The organism is Glycomyces dulcitolivorans, assembly GCF_003265355.1.
GTDB lineage: Bacteria > Actinomycetota > Actinomycetes > Mycobacteriales > Micromonosporaceae > Glycomyces > Glycomyces dulcitolivorans.
In genome coordinates, this window is record NZ_QFRW01000094.1 from 46,568 (window position 1) to 61,710 (window position 15,143).

General features: G+C 66.9%; 16 protein-coding genes and 1 pseudogene. 15 read left to right on the forward strand and 2 right to left on the reverse strand.

Features of this window, described 5'->3' with window-relative positions; all coding sequences use genetic code 11:
• The first annotated feature begins 373 nt into the window (after nucleotides 1-373).
• From DI269_RS28165 to DI269_RS11805, 9 genes are all read left to right on the forward strand, one after another.
• Nucleotides 374-1,321, forward strand: coding sequence for a thymidylate synthase (locus DI269_RS28165; protein WP_112136078.1), 948 nt, complete (start codon nucleotides 374-376; stop codon nucleotides 1,319-1,321).
• On the forward strand, nucleotides 1,321-3,039 hold the full coding sequence (locus DI269_RS11770; protein ID WP_408612291.1) for a carbamoyltransferase family protein: 1,719 nt from the start codon (nucleotides 1,321-1,323) through the stop codon (nucleotides 3,037-3,039). The genes DI269_RS28165 and DI269_RS11770 overlap by 1 nt, the downstream gene beginning before the upstream one ends.
• Nucleotides 3,036-4,091 (forward strand): glycosyltransferase family protein, encoded by a 1,056-nt coding sequence (locus tag DI269_RS11775; protein WP_408612292.1) that lies wholly within the window; start codon nucleotides 3,036-3,038, stop codon nucleotides 4,089-4,091. The genes DI269_RS11770 and DI269_RS11775 overlap by 4 nt, the downstream gene beginning before the upstream one ends.
• Before the next feature lie 90 nt (nucleotides 4,092-4,181).
• On the forward strand, nucleotides 4,182-4,691 hold the full coding sequence (locus DI269_RS11780) for a P-loop NTPase family protein (RefSeq protein WP_112136084.1): 510 nt from the start codon (nucleotides 4,182-4,184) through the stop codon (nucleotides 4,689-4,691).
• A gap of 34 nt (nucleotides 4,692-4,725) precedes the next feature.
• Nucleotides 4,726-5,481 (forward strand): phosphotransferase, encoded by a 756-nt coding sequence (locus DI269_RS11785; protein WP_112136087.1) that lies wholly within the window; start codon nucleotides 4,726-4,728, stop codon nucleotides 5,479-5,481.
• Nucleotides 5,478-6,137, forward strand: a complete 660-nt coding sequence (locus DI269_RS11790) for a histidine phosphatase family protein (RefSeq protein WP_112136090.1) — start codon at nucleotides 5,478-5,480, stop codon at nucleotides 6,135-6,137. Before DI269_RS11785 ends, DI269_RS11790 begins: the two co-directional genes overlap by 4 nt.
• Nucleotides 6,124-6,963 (forward strand): phosphotransferase enzyme family protein, encoded by an 840-nt coding sequence (locus tag DI269_RS11795; protein WP_112136092.1) that lies wholly within the window; start codon nucleotides 6,124-6,126, stop codon nucleotides 6,961-6,963. Before DI269_RS11790 ends, DI269_RS11795 begins: the two co-directional genes overlap by 14 nt.
• A 16-nt stretch (nucleotides 6,964-6,979) precedes the next feature.
• On the forward strand, nucleotides 6,980-7,948 hold the full coding sequence (locus DI269_RS11800; protein WP_112136095.1) for an NAD-dependent epimerase/dehydratase family protein: 969 nt from the start codon (nucleotides 6,980-6,982) through the stop codon (nucleotides 7,946-7,948).
• On the forward strand, nucleotides 7,945-8,529 hold the full coding sequence (locus DI269_RS11805; RefSeq protein ID WP_112136097.1) for a 2'-5' RNA ligase family protein: 585 nt from the start codon (nucleotides 7,945-7,947) through the stop codon (nucleotides 8,527-8,529). Before DI269_RS11800 ends, DI269_RS11805 begins: the two co-directional genes overlap by 4 nt.
• A gap of 45 nt (nucleotides 8,530-8,574) precedes the next feature.
• On the opposite strand, the gene DI269_RS11810 is transcribed toward DI269_RS11805, so the two are convergent.
• Nucleotides 8,575-9,126, reverse strand: a complete 552-nt coding sequence (locus tag DI269_RS11810) for a hypothetical protein (protein ID WP_157974917.1) — start codon at nucleotides 9,124-9,126, stop codon at nucleotides 8,575-8,577.
• A 223-nt stretch (nucleotides 9,127-9,349) separates the two neighbouring features.
• Here DI269_RS11810 and DI269_RS11815 point away from each other — a divergent pair, with 223 nt between their 5' ends.
• From DI269_RS11815 to DI269_RS11825, 3 genes are all read left to right on the forward strand, one after another.
• Nucleotides 9,350-9,619, forward strand: a complete 270-nt coding sequence (locus DI269_RS11815; protein WP_198667342.1) for a helix-turn-helix transcriptional regulator — start codon at nucleotides 9,350-9,352, stop codon at nucleotides 9,617-9,619.
• On the forward strand, nucleotides 9,616-9,918 hold the full coding sequence (locus DI269_RS11820; protein WP_112136104.1) for a hypothetical protein: 303 nt from the start codon (nucleotides 9,616-9,618) through the stop codon (nucleotides 9,916-9,918). Before DI269_RS11815 ends, DI269_RS11820 begins: the two co-directional genes overlap by 4 nt.
• A 279-nt stretch (nucleotides 9,919-10,197) precedes the next feature.
• Nucleotides 10,198-10,947: a DinB family protein gene (locus DI269_RS11825; protein ID WP_157974918.1), complete on the forward strand. Its 750-nt coding sequence runs from the start codon at nucleotides 10,198-10,200 to the stop codon at nucleotides 10,945-10,947.
• Nucleotides 10,948-11,055: 108 nt separating this feature from the next.
• On the opposite strand, the gene DI269_RS11830 is transcribed toward DI269_RS11825, so the two are convergent.
• Nucleotides 11,056-12,105, reverse strand: a complete 1,050-nt coding sequence (locus DI269_RS11830; RefSeq protein WP_112136108.1) for a M23 family metallopeptidase — start codon at nucleotides 12,103-12,105, stop codon at nucleotides 11,056-11,058.
• A 527-nt stretch (nucleotides 12,106-12,632) separates the two neighbouring features.
• On the opposite strand from DI269_RS11830, the gene DI269_RS11835 reads away from it, so the two are divergent.
• The 3 genes and pseudogenes from DI269_RS11835 to DI269_RS11845 all read left to right on the forward strand — a co-directional run.
• The gene (locus DI269_RS11835; RefSeq protein WP_112136110.1) at nucleotides 12,633-12,950 is read left to right on the forward strand and encodes a hypothetical protein; all 318 of its coding nucleotides are present in this window, start codon (nucleotides 12,633-12,635) and stop codon (nucleotides 12,948-12,950) included.
• Between the two features lie 14 nt (nucleotides 12,951-12,964).
• Nucleotides 12,965-13,711, forward strand: a complete 747-nt coding sequence (locus DI269_RS11840; protein ID WP_157974919.1) for a hypothetical protein — start codon at nucleotides 12,965-12,967, stop codon at nucleotides 13,709-13,711.
• Nucleotides 13,712-13,751: 40 nt separating this feature from the next.
• Nucleotides 13,752-15,143 (forward strand): annotated as a pseudogene (locus DI269_RS11845) (hypothetical protein); the annotation flags it as partial.

A 15,143-nucleotide genomic window follows, 5' to 3' on the forward strand; every position in this document is an offset into this window, starting at 1 on the left:
TTCGATGTCGGCACCGGTGCCGACTGAAGACCTGATCTGTCAGCACGAACCCAGGAGGGGGCGGACGTGGTCACCGAAATCGCCGCGAAGCAGCGACCTCGCGATCATCTATGCCCGCAACGGGTTCGCGAATTGACATCGGCATGGCCCGAGAGACGGTGGGGTCTCGACTTGGCCATGGGGCCGGGAGTGCGCCCGAATGGGTACCGAGGCGTCTCCAACCGGCCGGGTCGACCGCTGCCCATCGTGGAGCCTGCTGGCGGCGGTCGACCCTTCGTCCACTTCGGCCGAACAGTTCCGGTGATGCCCACTGCCGACCGGACGAACGAGCCGCTACCAACCACCGCGCCCCGAGCATGGAAGTGAGCACGACGTGAAGACGTTCGAAGCCAGCAATATCGACGAGCTGTTCGCGAGCGCCGTACAGGCCACGCTCGACGGCCGTGAGACGAGCCCGCGCGGGATGAAGACTCGCGAGATCCTCGATGTCGGGATGACGCTCACCAACCCCAGGGCCCGGCTGCTGTCGGCCACCCCCGGTCGGAGGCTGAACCCGGCCTTCGCCGCGGCCGAAGCCGTGTGGGTGCTCTCCGGTAGCGACGACCCGTGGATCTACACCTACAACCAGCGGCTCAAGCACTACACCGACAACGGAGTCCTTCTCGGCGCGTACGGCCCCCGAATGCGCTCCTGGCACGGTGAGGTCGATCAGCTCCGCCGAGTCGTCGAGATCCTGAAGAGCGACCCGGACTCTCGCCGCGCGACGATCCAGCTGTACGACCCGGCGAAGGACGCCGGGGGACACAAGGACGTCCCGTGCACGCTGAACATGCGCTTCCTCGTCCGCGACGGGGCATTGCACATGTTCACCTCGATGCGCGGCCAGGACGTCTGGATCGGCCTGCCCTACGACCTCCACCTCTACACCGTCATCCACGAGCTCGTCGCCGGCTGGCTCAAGGTCGCTCTGGGGCACCTGCACCACCACGTCGCCTCGCTCCACCTCTACGAGGAGCACCTGGAGCAGGCCGCAGCTCTCGACGCGCCGGGGAAGAGCGAGACCATGCCCGGCCTTCGGACACCGTGGTCGGGCTTCGACGACCTGCTCGGCGACGTGCGGGAGGGCGTCCTGACCGGGCACTCCGGCTGGGACGCGATCGGCCAGACCATGACGAGCTATCGCATGTGGCGCAGCGGCGAACGGGGACAGGCCCGGTCCCTGGCAGCGGCGATCGACGGTCCGATGGGTCGCGCGCTGCAGGGCTGGTACGACCAGCTCGACCGGTCCAAGGACCTGGCGACCGTGCGAGGGGAGCGGTGATGCCGGATCCGATGCAAACGGTGCTGGGCTTGTGCTCCTTCACCCACGACTCGTCGGCGGCGCTGATCCACCGCGGCCGCCTCGTCGGGATGGTCGAAGAGGAGCGGCTGAACGGCAAGAAGCACACCAAGCAGTACCCGGAGCGCGCGATTCGCTGGCTCCTCGACGAAGTCGGTATTGCCGCGGCCGACATTGACGCGGTCGCCTACAACTTCCAGCCGCACCGCTACTTCGGCGCGGTCCCCGCCGCCGCGAAGTACCTGTTCGATGAGGCGACCCGGACCCGGGCACTGCCGCGCGCGACCGGCTTCGCCAAGGTCGGGCGCCGCACCCTGGACCGGACGCGAGTCTTCGCCGAGCGGTTCCCGAACTCCTTCGTCCAGCCCGTGCGCCACCACCGAGCGCACCAGGTCGCCGCGTTCGCCCCCTCCGGCTGGGAGGAGGCCGCCGTTCTTGTGGTCGACAGCCTCGGCGAGGTCGAGACCACCACTATCGCCCACGCCAGAACCCGGTCGCACATGGGAAGTCTGGCGCTCCGCGACGTCTGGCGGCTGCACGACCCCGCGTCACTCGGCTACGCCTACGGCGCGGTGACCGAGCACCTGGGCTGGCGGCGCAACGACGAGGAGGGCACCGTCATGGCGCTCGCGGCCCTCGGCGACCCCGCCCGATTCCGCCGCGTGTTCACCGACGGGATCCCCTTCACCGGCGACGGCTTCGCGCTCAACCCCGACTTGTTCGGACTGCGCGTCCTGCACTCGGGTTGGCCGCGCCTCACCGCAGGCTTCACCGACCGCACGTGCAAACCCCGCCGTCCCGATGAGCCGGTGGAGCAGGTCCACCGCGATCTGGCCGCCGCATTGCAGGAACGCACGGAACAGGTCATGCTGTCCCTCGCCAAGTTCGCGCGTGCCCGCACCGGATCGACGCGGCTGTGCCTCGGCGGCGGTGTCGCCACCAACTGTGTCGCGGCGGGGAAGATCGCCGAGGCGGGCATCTTCGATGCGGTCTTCGTGCCGCCCGCACCCGGAGACGCCGGGACGGCGCTGGGCGCCGCCATCGCCGTGCACGGTCACATTCCGGAGCGCACCGTCGGTGAGTGCTATCTCGGTCCCGAATACTCGTCGGGCTCCGCAGCGATCGACCTGGCGGCATGGCCAGATCTGCACGAGCAGCAGGTCGACGAGGACGTTGCCGAGCATCTGGCCCGGCAACTGGCCGACGGCGTGATCGTCGGTCTCTTCCAAGGCCGTCTGGAGGCGGGCCCCAGAGCGCTCGGGAATCGCTCCATCCTTGCCTCCCCGCTCAAGCCGGGCGTGGTCGAGCGGCTGAATGCGACCGTGAAGTTCCGCGAGCCCTTCCGGCCGTTCGCTCCCATGGTGCCCGCCGAACACGCCGGCGACTTCTTCACCTTGGAGCAAGCGGCGCCGTTCATGTCCTTCGCCTCAGCGGTCACCGGTCTCGCCAAGGAGACGATCCCCGAAATCGTCCACGACAACGACACCGCGCGCCTCCAGACCGTGACCGCCGAGTCCAACCCGTTCATGCACCGAGTCCTCCACGCCTTCGGCAAACTCACCGGCACACCCGTGCTGATCAACACCTCCCTCAACATCAAGGGCAAACCGATCTGCGGCACCCCGGAAGCCGCGCTCGAATGCCTGACCGGATCCGGGCTCGACGCCCTCCTGCTCGAAGGCCGGTGGATCAGCAAATGAGGATCGGATACAGCCACTGGGGATTCCTCGGCCCCGGCGTCACTGACACCCCCGACGGCGGGCGCAGCCACCGCAAACCGCTCATCGACGCGCTCCTCGAACGCGGCCACGAGGTCGTGTTCCTCCAACAGGATCGCGACCGTCTCGAAGCCGGCGACGATCTCGACGGGCGCTACCGGTTCGATCCGACGGGCTTCCCCGACATCGACGTGCTGGTGTGCGAGTGGCGCTGGCCGATTCCCGGGCGCAACACCACCCCGTGCGGGTCGACCGGACATACCTGCGACCTTCACCGCCAGGACGAGCTGTTCACTCACTACGTCGGCGGTGAGGTTGCGCCGATGGTGTTGTGGGACAAGGACCGGAACCTCTCCGCGTCGGCGCCGCTGCGCTCGGAGCCGGGTGTGGCCGTCTGCGAAGCCGCGCTCTTGCCGACTGAAGGCGCGCACCAGCTGCTGTTCCCGGTCGACGACGGGTGGATCGACCGAACTGATCCCGCGCAGCTCGCCGAACTCGTGCGGCCGCTGACGCTCGCGTACGTGGGCAATCAATACGGCCGCGACAATGCCTTCACGGAGTTCTTCGCCCCGGCTGCTGCACAGGCTACGCACGTCGTCGCCGGGAAATGGCCCGACACCGCCCTGTGGTCCGGGGTGAACTTCGCCGGCCGCATCGCCTACGGGCAGGTTGAAGAGCTCTACCGCTCAAGCCTTGCGACCGTGCTCCTCTTGCCGGATCGGTACGCCGCGGCCGCCCAGATGACACAGCGGATCTTCGAAGCCGCACTCGCCGGCTGCCTGCCGCTGGCGCCTTCGACCATCGCGAAGGTCGAGTCCTTCGTGCCGACCGAGCTCGTCGTCGCCGATGGCCGTGACGTCATCGAAAGGCTCCGCTGGCTCCGTTCGATCGCCGGAACCGAACAGCATGTCGAGCTCATCCGGGCCTGCGCCGAACGCATTCGGGGTGTCTTCAATCTCGCGACTCAGGTCGAAGCGCTCGAATCTGCGATCGAGGCCAGCCGAGCGACCTTCGGAATGAGGCGGCGGCGATGAGCATCCGCGAGCCGCAGCCGCCGGGCGGCCGAACGGACGGCAAGATGGGCACCGGGACCGAACACCTCACCTCCACGAGCGGAGCAGCACATGAAACGCGTCGTCATCGTCGGCAGCGGTGGCAGCGGCAAGTCCCACCTGTCCCGAGCGCTCGGCCAGCGGCTGGAGATTCCCGTGACGCACTTGGACGCCGTCTACTTCGACGAGCACTGGAACCCGCTGCCGAAGAACGAGTTCGCAAGAGCACAAGAACAACTCGTCGCGGCACCCGAGTGGATCATCGACGGCAACCACAACTCCACCCTGCCGATCCGGTTGCGGGAGGCCGACACCGTCGTCCTGATGGATGTCTCCACGGTCGCCGCCCTTTGGGGCGCGGTCTCCCGGCAGATCCGCCACGGCGCCGGACAACACGGCAACGGCATCCACAACCGGCTGAACTGGGCTGTCATCCGATACATCGCGACCTACCGCAAACAGATGCGCCCCAAGGTCTTGGACAACATTCGCCGACATGCCGCCGAGGGTGCAGAAGTGGTCCGGCTGCGCAACCGGCGACAGACCAGGACCTGGCTGCGCCAGCTCGACGCCTCGCGGTAGCCCCCTGCCGCCCCGCTGAAAGGCGAGCGGCCCCATGAGCACGTTCAAGAAGCGATACCGCAGTCCCGAAGAATGCGCCGCAGCGAGTCGGCACTATCGCTGGCTCGCACAGCACCTCCCCATCGTCCGGCGGCCGCGACTGGTGAGCGCCGACAAGACCACTCTCGTCTTCGAGCACGTCAACGGACGCAAGGTCCTGCCGAGCGACTTGGCCACCGTCGCCGAACACCTCGGGCATGTCCACGGCATCGCCAACGCCGGACCCCTTGCCCACCTCGACCTGACCGCCGGAAGCGCCGGACCCGCGGACGCGATCTTCACGCGGGCCTACTTCCCCTCGCGAGCGGAGACGCTGCTGCGACGCTACCGCGACGGGCACATCGCCTCGCGGGAGTCGTTGCGCCGGTTGAGCCTGATCCTGGAGCGCACCGCCCAGCTGCCTGCGGCGATCTACAAGGACGCCAACTGCCGCAACTTCATCGTGACCACAGAGGACACGCCGTTCACCATCGACTTCGACGACCTCGACCCGGCACCGATGGGCTACGACCTCGCCAAACTGGCCGTCAGCCTGCAGATGACCTACGGCGCACTGCCCGCCTCAGCCCTCACCGCAGCGCTCGATCGCTACAACCAGGCGTCCGCGACCCACACCCGAGCAGCGCCGATCAGCGCGGAGCAGTTCACCGACCTGCTCACCCTCCAAGCCGTACTCACCGCCCCCTACCTGGGAAAGCACCACTACACCCACCCCATCGACACGATCACCACCGTCCTGGAGCCGCGATGATCACCACTGAACTCGTCCTCGTCAGACACGGCCAAGCCGAGTGCAACGCCGTCGGCGTCGTCGGAGGCCCCGCGACCTGCACCGGCCTGACCGACCTCGGACGCAGACAAGTCCACGCCGCCGCGACCCGGCTCGCCCGCGAGCACGCGAAAGCCCCGTTCACCGCGCTCTACGCCGGACCCCGCCGACGACTCCAGGAAACAGGGCGCCTCTTCGCGAACGCGCTCGGACTGGACCTGACCATCCTCGACGGGCTCGATGGACCGATCCACGGCGAAGCCGACGGCCGCCCCTGGCTCGACGTCAAGACCGATGCCCGCGGCGGTCCCCACGCACACCCCGACCAGCCCTGGGCCCCAGGCTCGGACACCTGGAACGGCTACCTCCACCGAGCTGGCCGACACCTCGCCGACCTGCTCGAACAGCACGACGGCGACCGCGTCCTGTTCGCCGCCCACGGCGAAACGATCCAAGCACTCCACAGCCTCCTCTTCGAGACCCGACCCGGACTCCAAACCGGACTCACCGTCGACCACGCCTCACTGACCCGCTGGCAGCGCAACACCGACCGCTTCGACCAGCGCCGGTGGCTCATGCACTCCCACAACGACACCAGCCACCTGGCGAACCTCGGAGCCGACGATGCCACCGTCTGAAACCGCTGGGGTCCTCGACTTCGCCCAACGCCACCTCTCCGGAGCCACCATCGAAGACGGAGCAGGCCAGACAACACGGTTGTGGCGATGCACCGACTCGGACGGCAACCGGTACGCCGTCAAGCGCCTCACCAATCCCGAACGCTTCGACCGCGAACTGGCCGCCTACCAGACCCACTTGGAACCCATCCGCACGCATGTGCCCGAGCTGATCGCCGCGGATGCCGAAGAGCGCCTCCTGCTGCTGACCTGGCTCCCCGGCAGGAAAGGCACCGAGATCGAGGCCGGATCCGAGGCCGAACTGAACCTGCATCACCAAGCCGGCCACTGCCTGAGCCGACTCCATCGTGCCTCCAGCACCGGCATCTCGCGCACGATCGGCCCCCAGCTCGCCGACCGACTACAGCACTGGCGAGTGCGCGTCGACCACCACCTGATCCTGACCACCGTGCAACGCCAGCGCATCGACGCGAACGTCCGATACCTCGCGGCCACACCCATGGCGACCTCGATCTGCCACCTCGACTTCCAACCAAGGAACTGGCTCCTCGATCACCGAGCGTTCCACCTGCTCGACTTCGAGCACCTGCGCCGCGACGCGCGAATCCGCGACCTCGCACGATCATGGTGGCGCCACTGGTACGACCGGCCCGACCTCAAAGACGCCTTCCTCACCGGCTACGAAGTCCCACTCGGCGACACCGACCGGCGGCTCTTGGACGCGTTCGGCTGCTACGAGGCCCTGACCGCCATCAGCCGCGGGCACGAGACCGAATCCGGCGAACTCTACGACTTCGGCCGCAACCTCCTCGACGACCTCACCTGACCAGAAGGACACGGCCATGACCGCATCGCCTACCCATCCCATTCGCCGCGCCGTCGTGACCGGTGCGAGCGGCTTCATCGGCAGCCACCTCACACGGGCCCTGCTGGAGAACAGCACCGATGTCATCGCCATCGACCAACGCGACCCCGCCCCGATCTTCGCCGACCTTGTGGGCGCCGACTGCTCCGCGCGCCTCATCACCGTGGGAGCGGACCTGCGGACCTGCGCGATCGAACCCGTCCTCCTGGACGCGGACGTCGTCTTCCACCTTGCGGGGATGCCGGGAGTCCGCCCGTCCTGGGGTCCCGACTTCGCACACTACGTCGACTGCAACATCCATGTCGCCCAACGGATCATGACCGCCGCGATCGGGTTGCAGCTGCCGCGAGTCGTCGTCGCCTCCTCCTCCAGTGTGTACGGCGCCACCGGCGGCACACCCAGCCTGGAGTCCGATCCGACCCAGCCGGCCTCGCCGTACGGCGTCACCAAACTCGCCGAAGAGCAGCTGTGTCTTGCCCACGCCCGCCGGTCCGGAGTCTGGACCTCGGTCGTGGCACTGCGCTACTTCACGGTCTTCGGCCCGGGCCAACGCGAGGACATGTTCATTCAACGCGCGCTGCGAGCCGCCAACGAGGGCACCGCACTCCGCATCTACGGCGACGGCACTCAACGCCGCGACTTCACCTTCGTCGGCGATGCCGTCCAAGCGACGATGCGCGCGGGAACCGCCGAGGCGACCGCAGCCGTCGTCAACGTCGGCAGGGGATCGACCACCTCGCTCAACGAGGTGATCGGTCTCTGCGAGGCAGCCGCTGGCGCCTCGATCCTTCGCGAGACAACCCCGAGCAGAGACGGAGACGTGCCCGCCACCTACGCCGACATCACCGTGGCGCGGGACCTGCTCGGCTGGGAACCGACCGTCTCCCTTGCCGAAGGCATCGCTTTCCAGCACGCAGAACTCACCGCGACACCGGTGCTCGCATGAACCCGCCAGTGGTTGAACGGATCACGATCGGCGCCACACTCCCGGTGCCCGAGCCGTGGCGGGGCCTCCTCGCCAGCGTCCGCACCGGACTGGGTGACCCGCTCGGCGATGTCATCGCCCCGCACATCACCCTCATTCCGCCAACGGCGATTCGACCACCCGACCTCCGCGCCTTCGTACGCCACGCTCGATCCGTCGCCACCCGGTTCACGCCATTCCGGGTCGAACTCGACGGTGTGAGCTCGTTCCGGCCGGTCAGCGACGTGGTCTACAGCCCCCTGACGGCAGGAGCGAGCGAGTGCGCCGCACTCGCGGCCGCGTTGCGTGCAGGTCCTGCCACGGTCGACCTTGCCTACCCGTACCACCCGCACGTCACCCTCGCCCACAACCGAGGTCCCGGTGCCCTCGTCCGCGCGAAAACCCTCCTCAACGGGTTCTGCGCGGGCTTCCCCCTCGAAGAGATCGTGCTTTCGACCTCCACCGGCTCCGCAGCTGAATGGACTCCACTGCAACGACTCTCCCTCAACGCGACCTCCACCGCCCCGGAACTCGCAGGTCTGAACTTCCCCTCGGCTTCCTGAACGGCGGCGTCATCGCCGCCTTGACGCTGCTCGATGCATGGGCAACTACTCACTAGCGCCGGAGCGAGAATCGTCCGCCCTGTCGATGGCGGAGACATCGATCCCGAGTCTGTGTGAGAGCGCTTCTGCGGAGCGGAGCAGGTCTTCGGATGGCTCGCCGTTGAGAAGTGTTGCGGCATAGGACAGGGCCTGTTGCCTCAGGAGCTCAGCGGCTGACGCGGCTTCCTCGGCGCGGGACGCCAGGAGCATTGCCAGACCACGAGCGCGCTCATCGAGATCGCCTCTGACTCTTCCGATCTGGGCTCCATAAGGATGGAACTCGGCGTAGCTGGTCTTGCTGGCACCGGGGAGCGGTTCGGTGCCGATCACCCATGAGTTGAACCGTGAAGCGGAGACCTGGACGCCCGGGGCCGGCTGTACTTCCCTGGTGTCGTCGAGCGGCATGGTCTGGAGTGCGAGTGGGGAGACGCCGAGGGCGGCGGCGATGGCGAAGAGGGTGTCGACGTGGAGCTTGGTGCGGCCGGAGACGAGGTTCCAGAGCCGGTTGTCGCTGATGACGAAACCCTGGTCGGCGAGGCGTTGGGCGAGTGTGGACATTGACAGGCCCTGGGTTTCGCAGATGGTGCGGATGCGTTGGAGGACGAGTTCCGCTGGTGTGAGCGGTCCGGTGGCCGCGGTGTCTGAGTTCGGGCGCGCCATTTTGGGTCCTGTCGTTCTTGCGAAACCTCTGTCGGCCATCGTAGTCACAGGCGCACCATCGATGCAGGTAAACGGGCAGGTCGGAAGCGATCCTGTCGAAACTGCGAGATTGTGAGGCGTCATGTCGAACCGAACTCTGACGAGGAAGCCGCCGCGCTTCAGCGCGAACCGCATGTGGCGGCGCGACGAGATCGAGGCCCTGGGCACCACGTGCCCGCTCATGACCGCGGCCGACATCCTCAGCATCAGCCGCAACACCGCGTACGAGCACGCGAAGGCCAAAACCTTCCCGGTGAAGGTCCTCAAGCTCGGCGGCCGATGCCGGGTGGTCGTTGAGGAGCTCCTCGACCTTCTCTACGGCGTCGACGAGCGGGCGGAGGGTGAGCGGTGAGCTGTCGGCGGGAGATCTGGGAGGGGCTCGCCCCCGAGTGGCCCTACGAGTCCGATGACGAGGTGACGCTCGATGAGGCGGTTGGCGATGCCGAGGAGTTCCGGGCCGTCTGGGAGGAACTCGGCGAACTCGGGGACCGTGTCGAACTGGCCGAGTTGGCCGGCCGCTGGATGCGGCTCGGCGATCATGCGGCCCAGCTCCGGGCGACCTGCCTGGAGCACGGGCTGGGGGAGCGGCTGACCGATCGGCTGGTCTCGAACTTCCTCTCCACGTTCGCGCCGCGGATCGAGTCGGAGTGATGCGCGCTGGTGCCTTGTTGGCGCTGGGTGCCTTTATAGGTTCGCGTCAGAAATGTCGTAAGCCGGTGCTGTTGACCTGGCGTTAGTTCATGCTCTCTCATCGATTGGTCGGCGGATTCTTCTCACCGATCTGTCGTTTTCTCGATGATCTTGTCTGGTAGGCGAGTCCAGTGCCCGATTTGGCGAGGTGGGAGAAGGCGCGGTTGCGGAACGTTGGCCGCGTGTGATTCTGGATCTTGATTTGGTGGTCTTGTCGTACCGGGCTCCTACGCTGTGTCGATGACGAGATTCGTGCAGCAGCCCGACTACGAGGGTGCGGAGTTCATCGACCTGTCCATGGCCGGCGCGACCTTCCGCGAGGTGGATCTGACCGGCGCCCGGATGCGTGGCGTGGTGCTGTTCAACGCCGACATCGACGGGGCAATCGACGGGCTACGCATCAATGGCGTGGAGATCATGCCGTTGGTCGAAGCCGAGCTGGATCGCCTGCACCCCGAACGGCTGCGACTGCGCCCGACTACACCCGAGACGGCGCGCGACGCGGTGGACGTCATCGAGGAGCTGTGGCATGCGACGGTCCGGCGCGCGAGCGCGCTGCCGGAGGAGGCCGTCTACAGATCCGTGAACGATGAATGGTCGCTCGCCCAGACCCTGCGCCACACGATCTTCGTCGTGGACGCCTGGTATGGCCACGCGGTGGATCTTCGCCCGAACCCGTTCCATCCGATCGGCGTGCCCGCATCGTTCATCACCAACGGCGTCGAGTTCGGCATCGACGAGTCGGCCGCGCCGACCCTCGGTGAAATCCTCGCCGTGCGCGCCGAGCGGATCGCCGATCTGCGCGCGTATCTGGCGCAGGTCACGCAGGAGGAGCTGGACCGAGTGCGTGGGCCGAACACCGCGATCGGCTGCCCGCCGCCCGCCGAGCGTACGGCGGTCAAGTGTCTGCAAGTCATCGTCAATGACCAGTGGGCGCACGTGCAATTCGCCAACCGCGACCTGGCCAACCTGGAACAGGAGTATGCGTGATGTTCCACGAGGTCAACTGCGCGCCGACGGTTTTTCAAGTAAATGTCGGAACCGACATTTACACCGAAATAATCTTGAGAAACTAAAAGGTCTATTGAGAACCTACAGTCAGGACGAGAACGAGATCCCGCGGTCGGCGAAGTACGACATCGGGTCGGTCGCGTCGGCGCTGGAGGCGTTGTGGGTGGTGTGCGCTTCGAGGTGGAGGTGCGGGCCGGAGCTGTTGCCGGAGCTGCCGACGTAGCCGATGATGTCGCCGGCCTCGACGGTGTCGCCGACGTTGAAGAGCGGCTCGCTGACCATGTGGCAGTAGCGGGTGAGGGTGCCGTCGGGGTGGGCGATCTGCATGTACCAGCCGCAGCCCATGACCGAAGGGGAGCCGTCGGTGTCGCACGAGTAGTTGGCGCCGTTGAGGGTTGCGTTGCAGCGGACCCGGTTGACGGTGCCGTCGCTGGCGGCGTGGATCGGGGTTCCCTTGTCGGCCCACAGATCGAGGCCGTCGTGGTCGGGCCGTTCGCCGGTGCGGTAGCCGGAGACGACGGGGGCGCCAGGGAGCGGGTTGGTCCAGGCTCCTTCGGGGAGGTCGGCGGTCTCGCAGTTGACGATGGTCGCGAGCAGGTCGACGGCGAGCCGGGCGAGCGGTTCCCACTTTGCGTAGGCGTCAGGAAAGGCGCTGATCTGGACGCTTTGCGCGGCCTCGGTGACCGGCATGGACTCCCAGCCGGTGATGGTCTCCAACTTGTCGTAGAACTTGGTGGTGGCGTAGACCGGGTCCTGGATCTGCTCGGGGGTTCCCCACCCGGATGAGGGCCGTTGCTGGAACAGGCCGAGGGAGTCGTGGTCGTTGGCCTCGCCGAGGTGGCCGAGGTTTCGGAGGTTGGACTCCTGCATCGCGGTCGAGAGGGCGATGACCATCGCTTGTTCGGGGAGGCCGCGTTCGGCGCCGACGGTGTAGATCGTGATGGCGTTCTGGATCTGCTCGTCGGAGAGGTCGGTCGCCTCGATCAGGGCGGATGATCCTTCGGCCTCGGTCCGGCAGGTGTAGAACCCGCTCTCGGCCAGCTCAGGAGCGCTCGCCGCTGCGGCGAGCACGATGATGCCGAGGACGGCGACGAACGGCAACGCCAGCAGGGCGGCGATCGGGGCGCGAACATTCATGTGGGGTACCGGGATCGTTGGGGACGGGGAGCCGCATCGCGCGGAACTCGATCGAGGATCGCGCGCTACGGCGCTCCAATATAAGTGCCGCTATGGGCGACCCGTCAATACCAGCGAATGCCATTTCGCAATTCCGTTACTTGAAATCGTTCTTATCAGGTAATCGGGAACGCAGAAGCTACCGGCTGGTACGCAGAAGGCTCTGGGCGTGCTCCGAGTCGCATGTGTGACTTGCGGGCGGGTTGGTGATCATTGGAACAAGTAGGTGCAACCGGGCATTCAGGGCTGCATTCATGCACATGCATAATGTAAAGTATTGATTATGCATGGCTCCTGAGCTGCTATTTTTCTTCGGTCTCGAAAAGGTAACGAAACTATCCGTGGGGTTGCCACTACGATGTGACACCCGCTACGTTGGTCCGACTGCATGGGCCAAACGTTTGGTTGGCTTGGCCCGTTCGGTCCCGAGTGGATGCGTGAGCATCCCGCCCCGAAGAAGTCGAATACCTCATTCAGGAGTGCCCCTTATGGATGTCAGCGCCGCTGTCGTGATGATCAAAGAAGCCGCCGGTCTCTTCGGGTTCATCGAGAATCCCGCACCCGTCGATCCCACCGGTGGCTCAGAGGGATTGAGCTTCCTCATCGGTTCAGCGAAGTACATCGTGCTGGTCGTTTGCGTCATTGTCGGCATCCTGTCGGGTGCGCTGATCGCAGTCGGTGGCGCCAGCAAACGCCCCGACATGGCGGATCTCGGCAAGAAGGCGCTGATCTGCTCGTTCTTCGGGATCGTCGTGGCGGGGACGTGGATCGCCGTCGCCAACTCGACGTGGACCTTCGTCGGTTAGGCAGGCGCAAACGTATGGGACGCAACCACTTCCTCGACCGATCGCGACGAGGCCGCTTCACGGTTCCGGTGATCGCGCTCCTGGCACTGGGCCTGGCAGGAGTCCTCAGCGTCGTCGCGCTCCGATCCGGCGGCGAGGACGCCCCTGCCGCGGAGAACGAGTCGCCGACGCCGACCGAATCCAGTGCCGAGTCGAACTCGGTCGTGCCCGATGAGGACGTGCCCGAGGTGCTCGTGCTCGACACGGTCGGCACCGAACTGGTCTCGGGCATGTGGACCGGCTTCGACCACGACCTCACCGGCGCGATCTCGGCCGGAGTCGAGTACTGGTCGGCCTACTCGGCGAACCTCGACCCGAGCCGCGGCGAAGCACTCGGCGCGGTGATCTACTCCGAATCGATGCTGGCCGAGCTCGATGCCGAGGCACTGCGCGCCATGGCACTCGACTCGCGAGATGAGATCGGCGTCCCCGCCGAGGGCGAGGTTCCCGAAGGCACTGACCTCAACGTCGCCTTCTCCAACTACCAGACCTACGGGCACAGCGAGGACCGCGTGAACGTGCTGCTGCTGGGTGAGGCCACCGTCTACGACGACGGCGTCCCGCAGACCTCCCCGGTGCTCTACCCGCTGGTCATGGTCTGGGAAGGCGGTGACTGGAAGATCGACGGCTTCCCCTTCGGCGACCTCGACTACGAGGCGCTACTGGCCGACCCCGGCTCGCTCGAAGCCACCGAACTCGGCTGGTTCCGACTGACTCGCTGACCCCAGCGCCCCCACTTCTTCCCCTTTCTGAGGAGCTCCCATGTGTGATGACGGATTCGATCCGACCTCATTCGCCGACTACACCGTGTGCAGCCCGGTCAATCAATGGGCAATCGACCAGCTCATCAGCGGCGCCACTGAGGAGGCCGGCGATGCCGTCGGCGGCTCGATCGGCGACTCCGTGATGGGAGACCTCGCGCTCGACGCCGCGGCCGGGATGATGCAGATGATGGAGTGGTTCGCCGACGCGTTCGTCGCGTTCCCAAACATCGACCTCGCCTCCGGCGGCATCTCCAAGGTCTACGCCATCAGCATGGGCATCGCCGCCATCGTCTCGGTCTTCATCATGTTCATCCAGATCATCCGGACGGCGGTGACCGCCGAAGGCCGGCCGATCGCCGAAGCGGCTGTGGGCCTCGGCAAAGCGCTTCTGGCGGTGATGACGACGCTGACCATCGGCTCGATGGCGCTCGTCGCCTCCGACGAACTCGCCAGCGGCATCATCGACCTCACCTTCGAGGACGGCGACGCCGAACTCCGCGACAAACTCGCCGCGCTGCTCGCCTTCGGCGCCAGTCCCGAACTCGCCGCCACCCTGATCTTCCTGATCTCGCTGGCCGGCATCGCGCTGCTCTTCGTGCTCTGGGGAGAGCTGATCCTGCGCAACGCCGCCATCGCCGTGCTGATCGCCACCAGCCCGATCGCCGCGGTCGGCCAGATGTCCCACACCACCAAGCAGTGGTGGAACAAGCTGGTGTCCGCCACGATCCAGCTCATCATCATGAAGCCGCTGATCGCGATCATCTTCGCCGTGGGCTTCTCCCTCATCGGCGAGACCGACACCGAGGACGGCACCGGCGCGACCGACATCGCCACCCTCCTGAGCGGCATGCTCATCATCCTGCTCGCCGCACTGGCATGGCCGGCCCTGGCGCGATTCATGACCTTCACCTCCACCCACGTCGGCGGCGGCTCGGGCCTCGCTGCGGTCGCCGGAGCCGGTGCCGGATTCCTCAGCGCGCAGACCGAGCCCGCAATGGGCGGCAGCGCCAGCTCGCTCCAGTTCGGACAAGCTGCCGAAGCCCGGACGATGGCGGCCGTCGGTGGCCGGATGGCGATGGCGGGCAACAAGAGCGGCGCGATCGGCGGCGGCGCGATGAAGGCCGCCGGAGCGGCAGGACCCTGGGTCGCCGGTGCCGCGATGGCACTGCGCGCGGTCCAGCGCGGCGCGAACTCGCTCACGCAGCGGATGGAGCAGACCGCGGCCCGCGCCGGCATCGAAGGCGCCAACCCGTACGCGCTCCCCGGCGGCTACCCGGGCTACCACCAGCCGGTGCCTCGGCCGCCGGGTCCGGACACGAACGGCGAGCCGCGCCCCGGCCACGGCGCACCGCAGGCGGCCCCGCCGCCCCCGGACCACGGCAACCCGGGC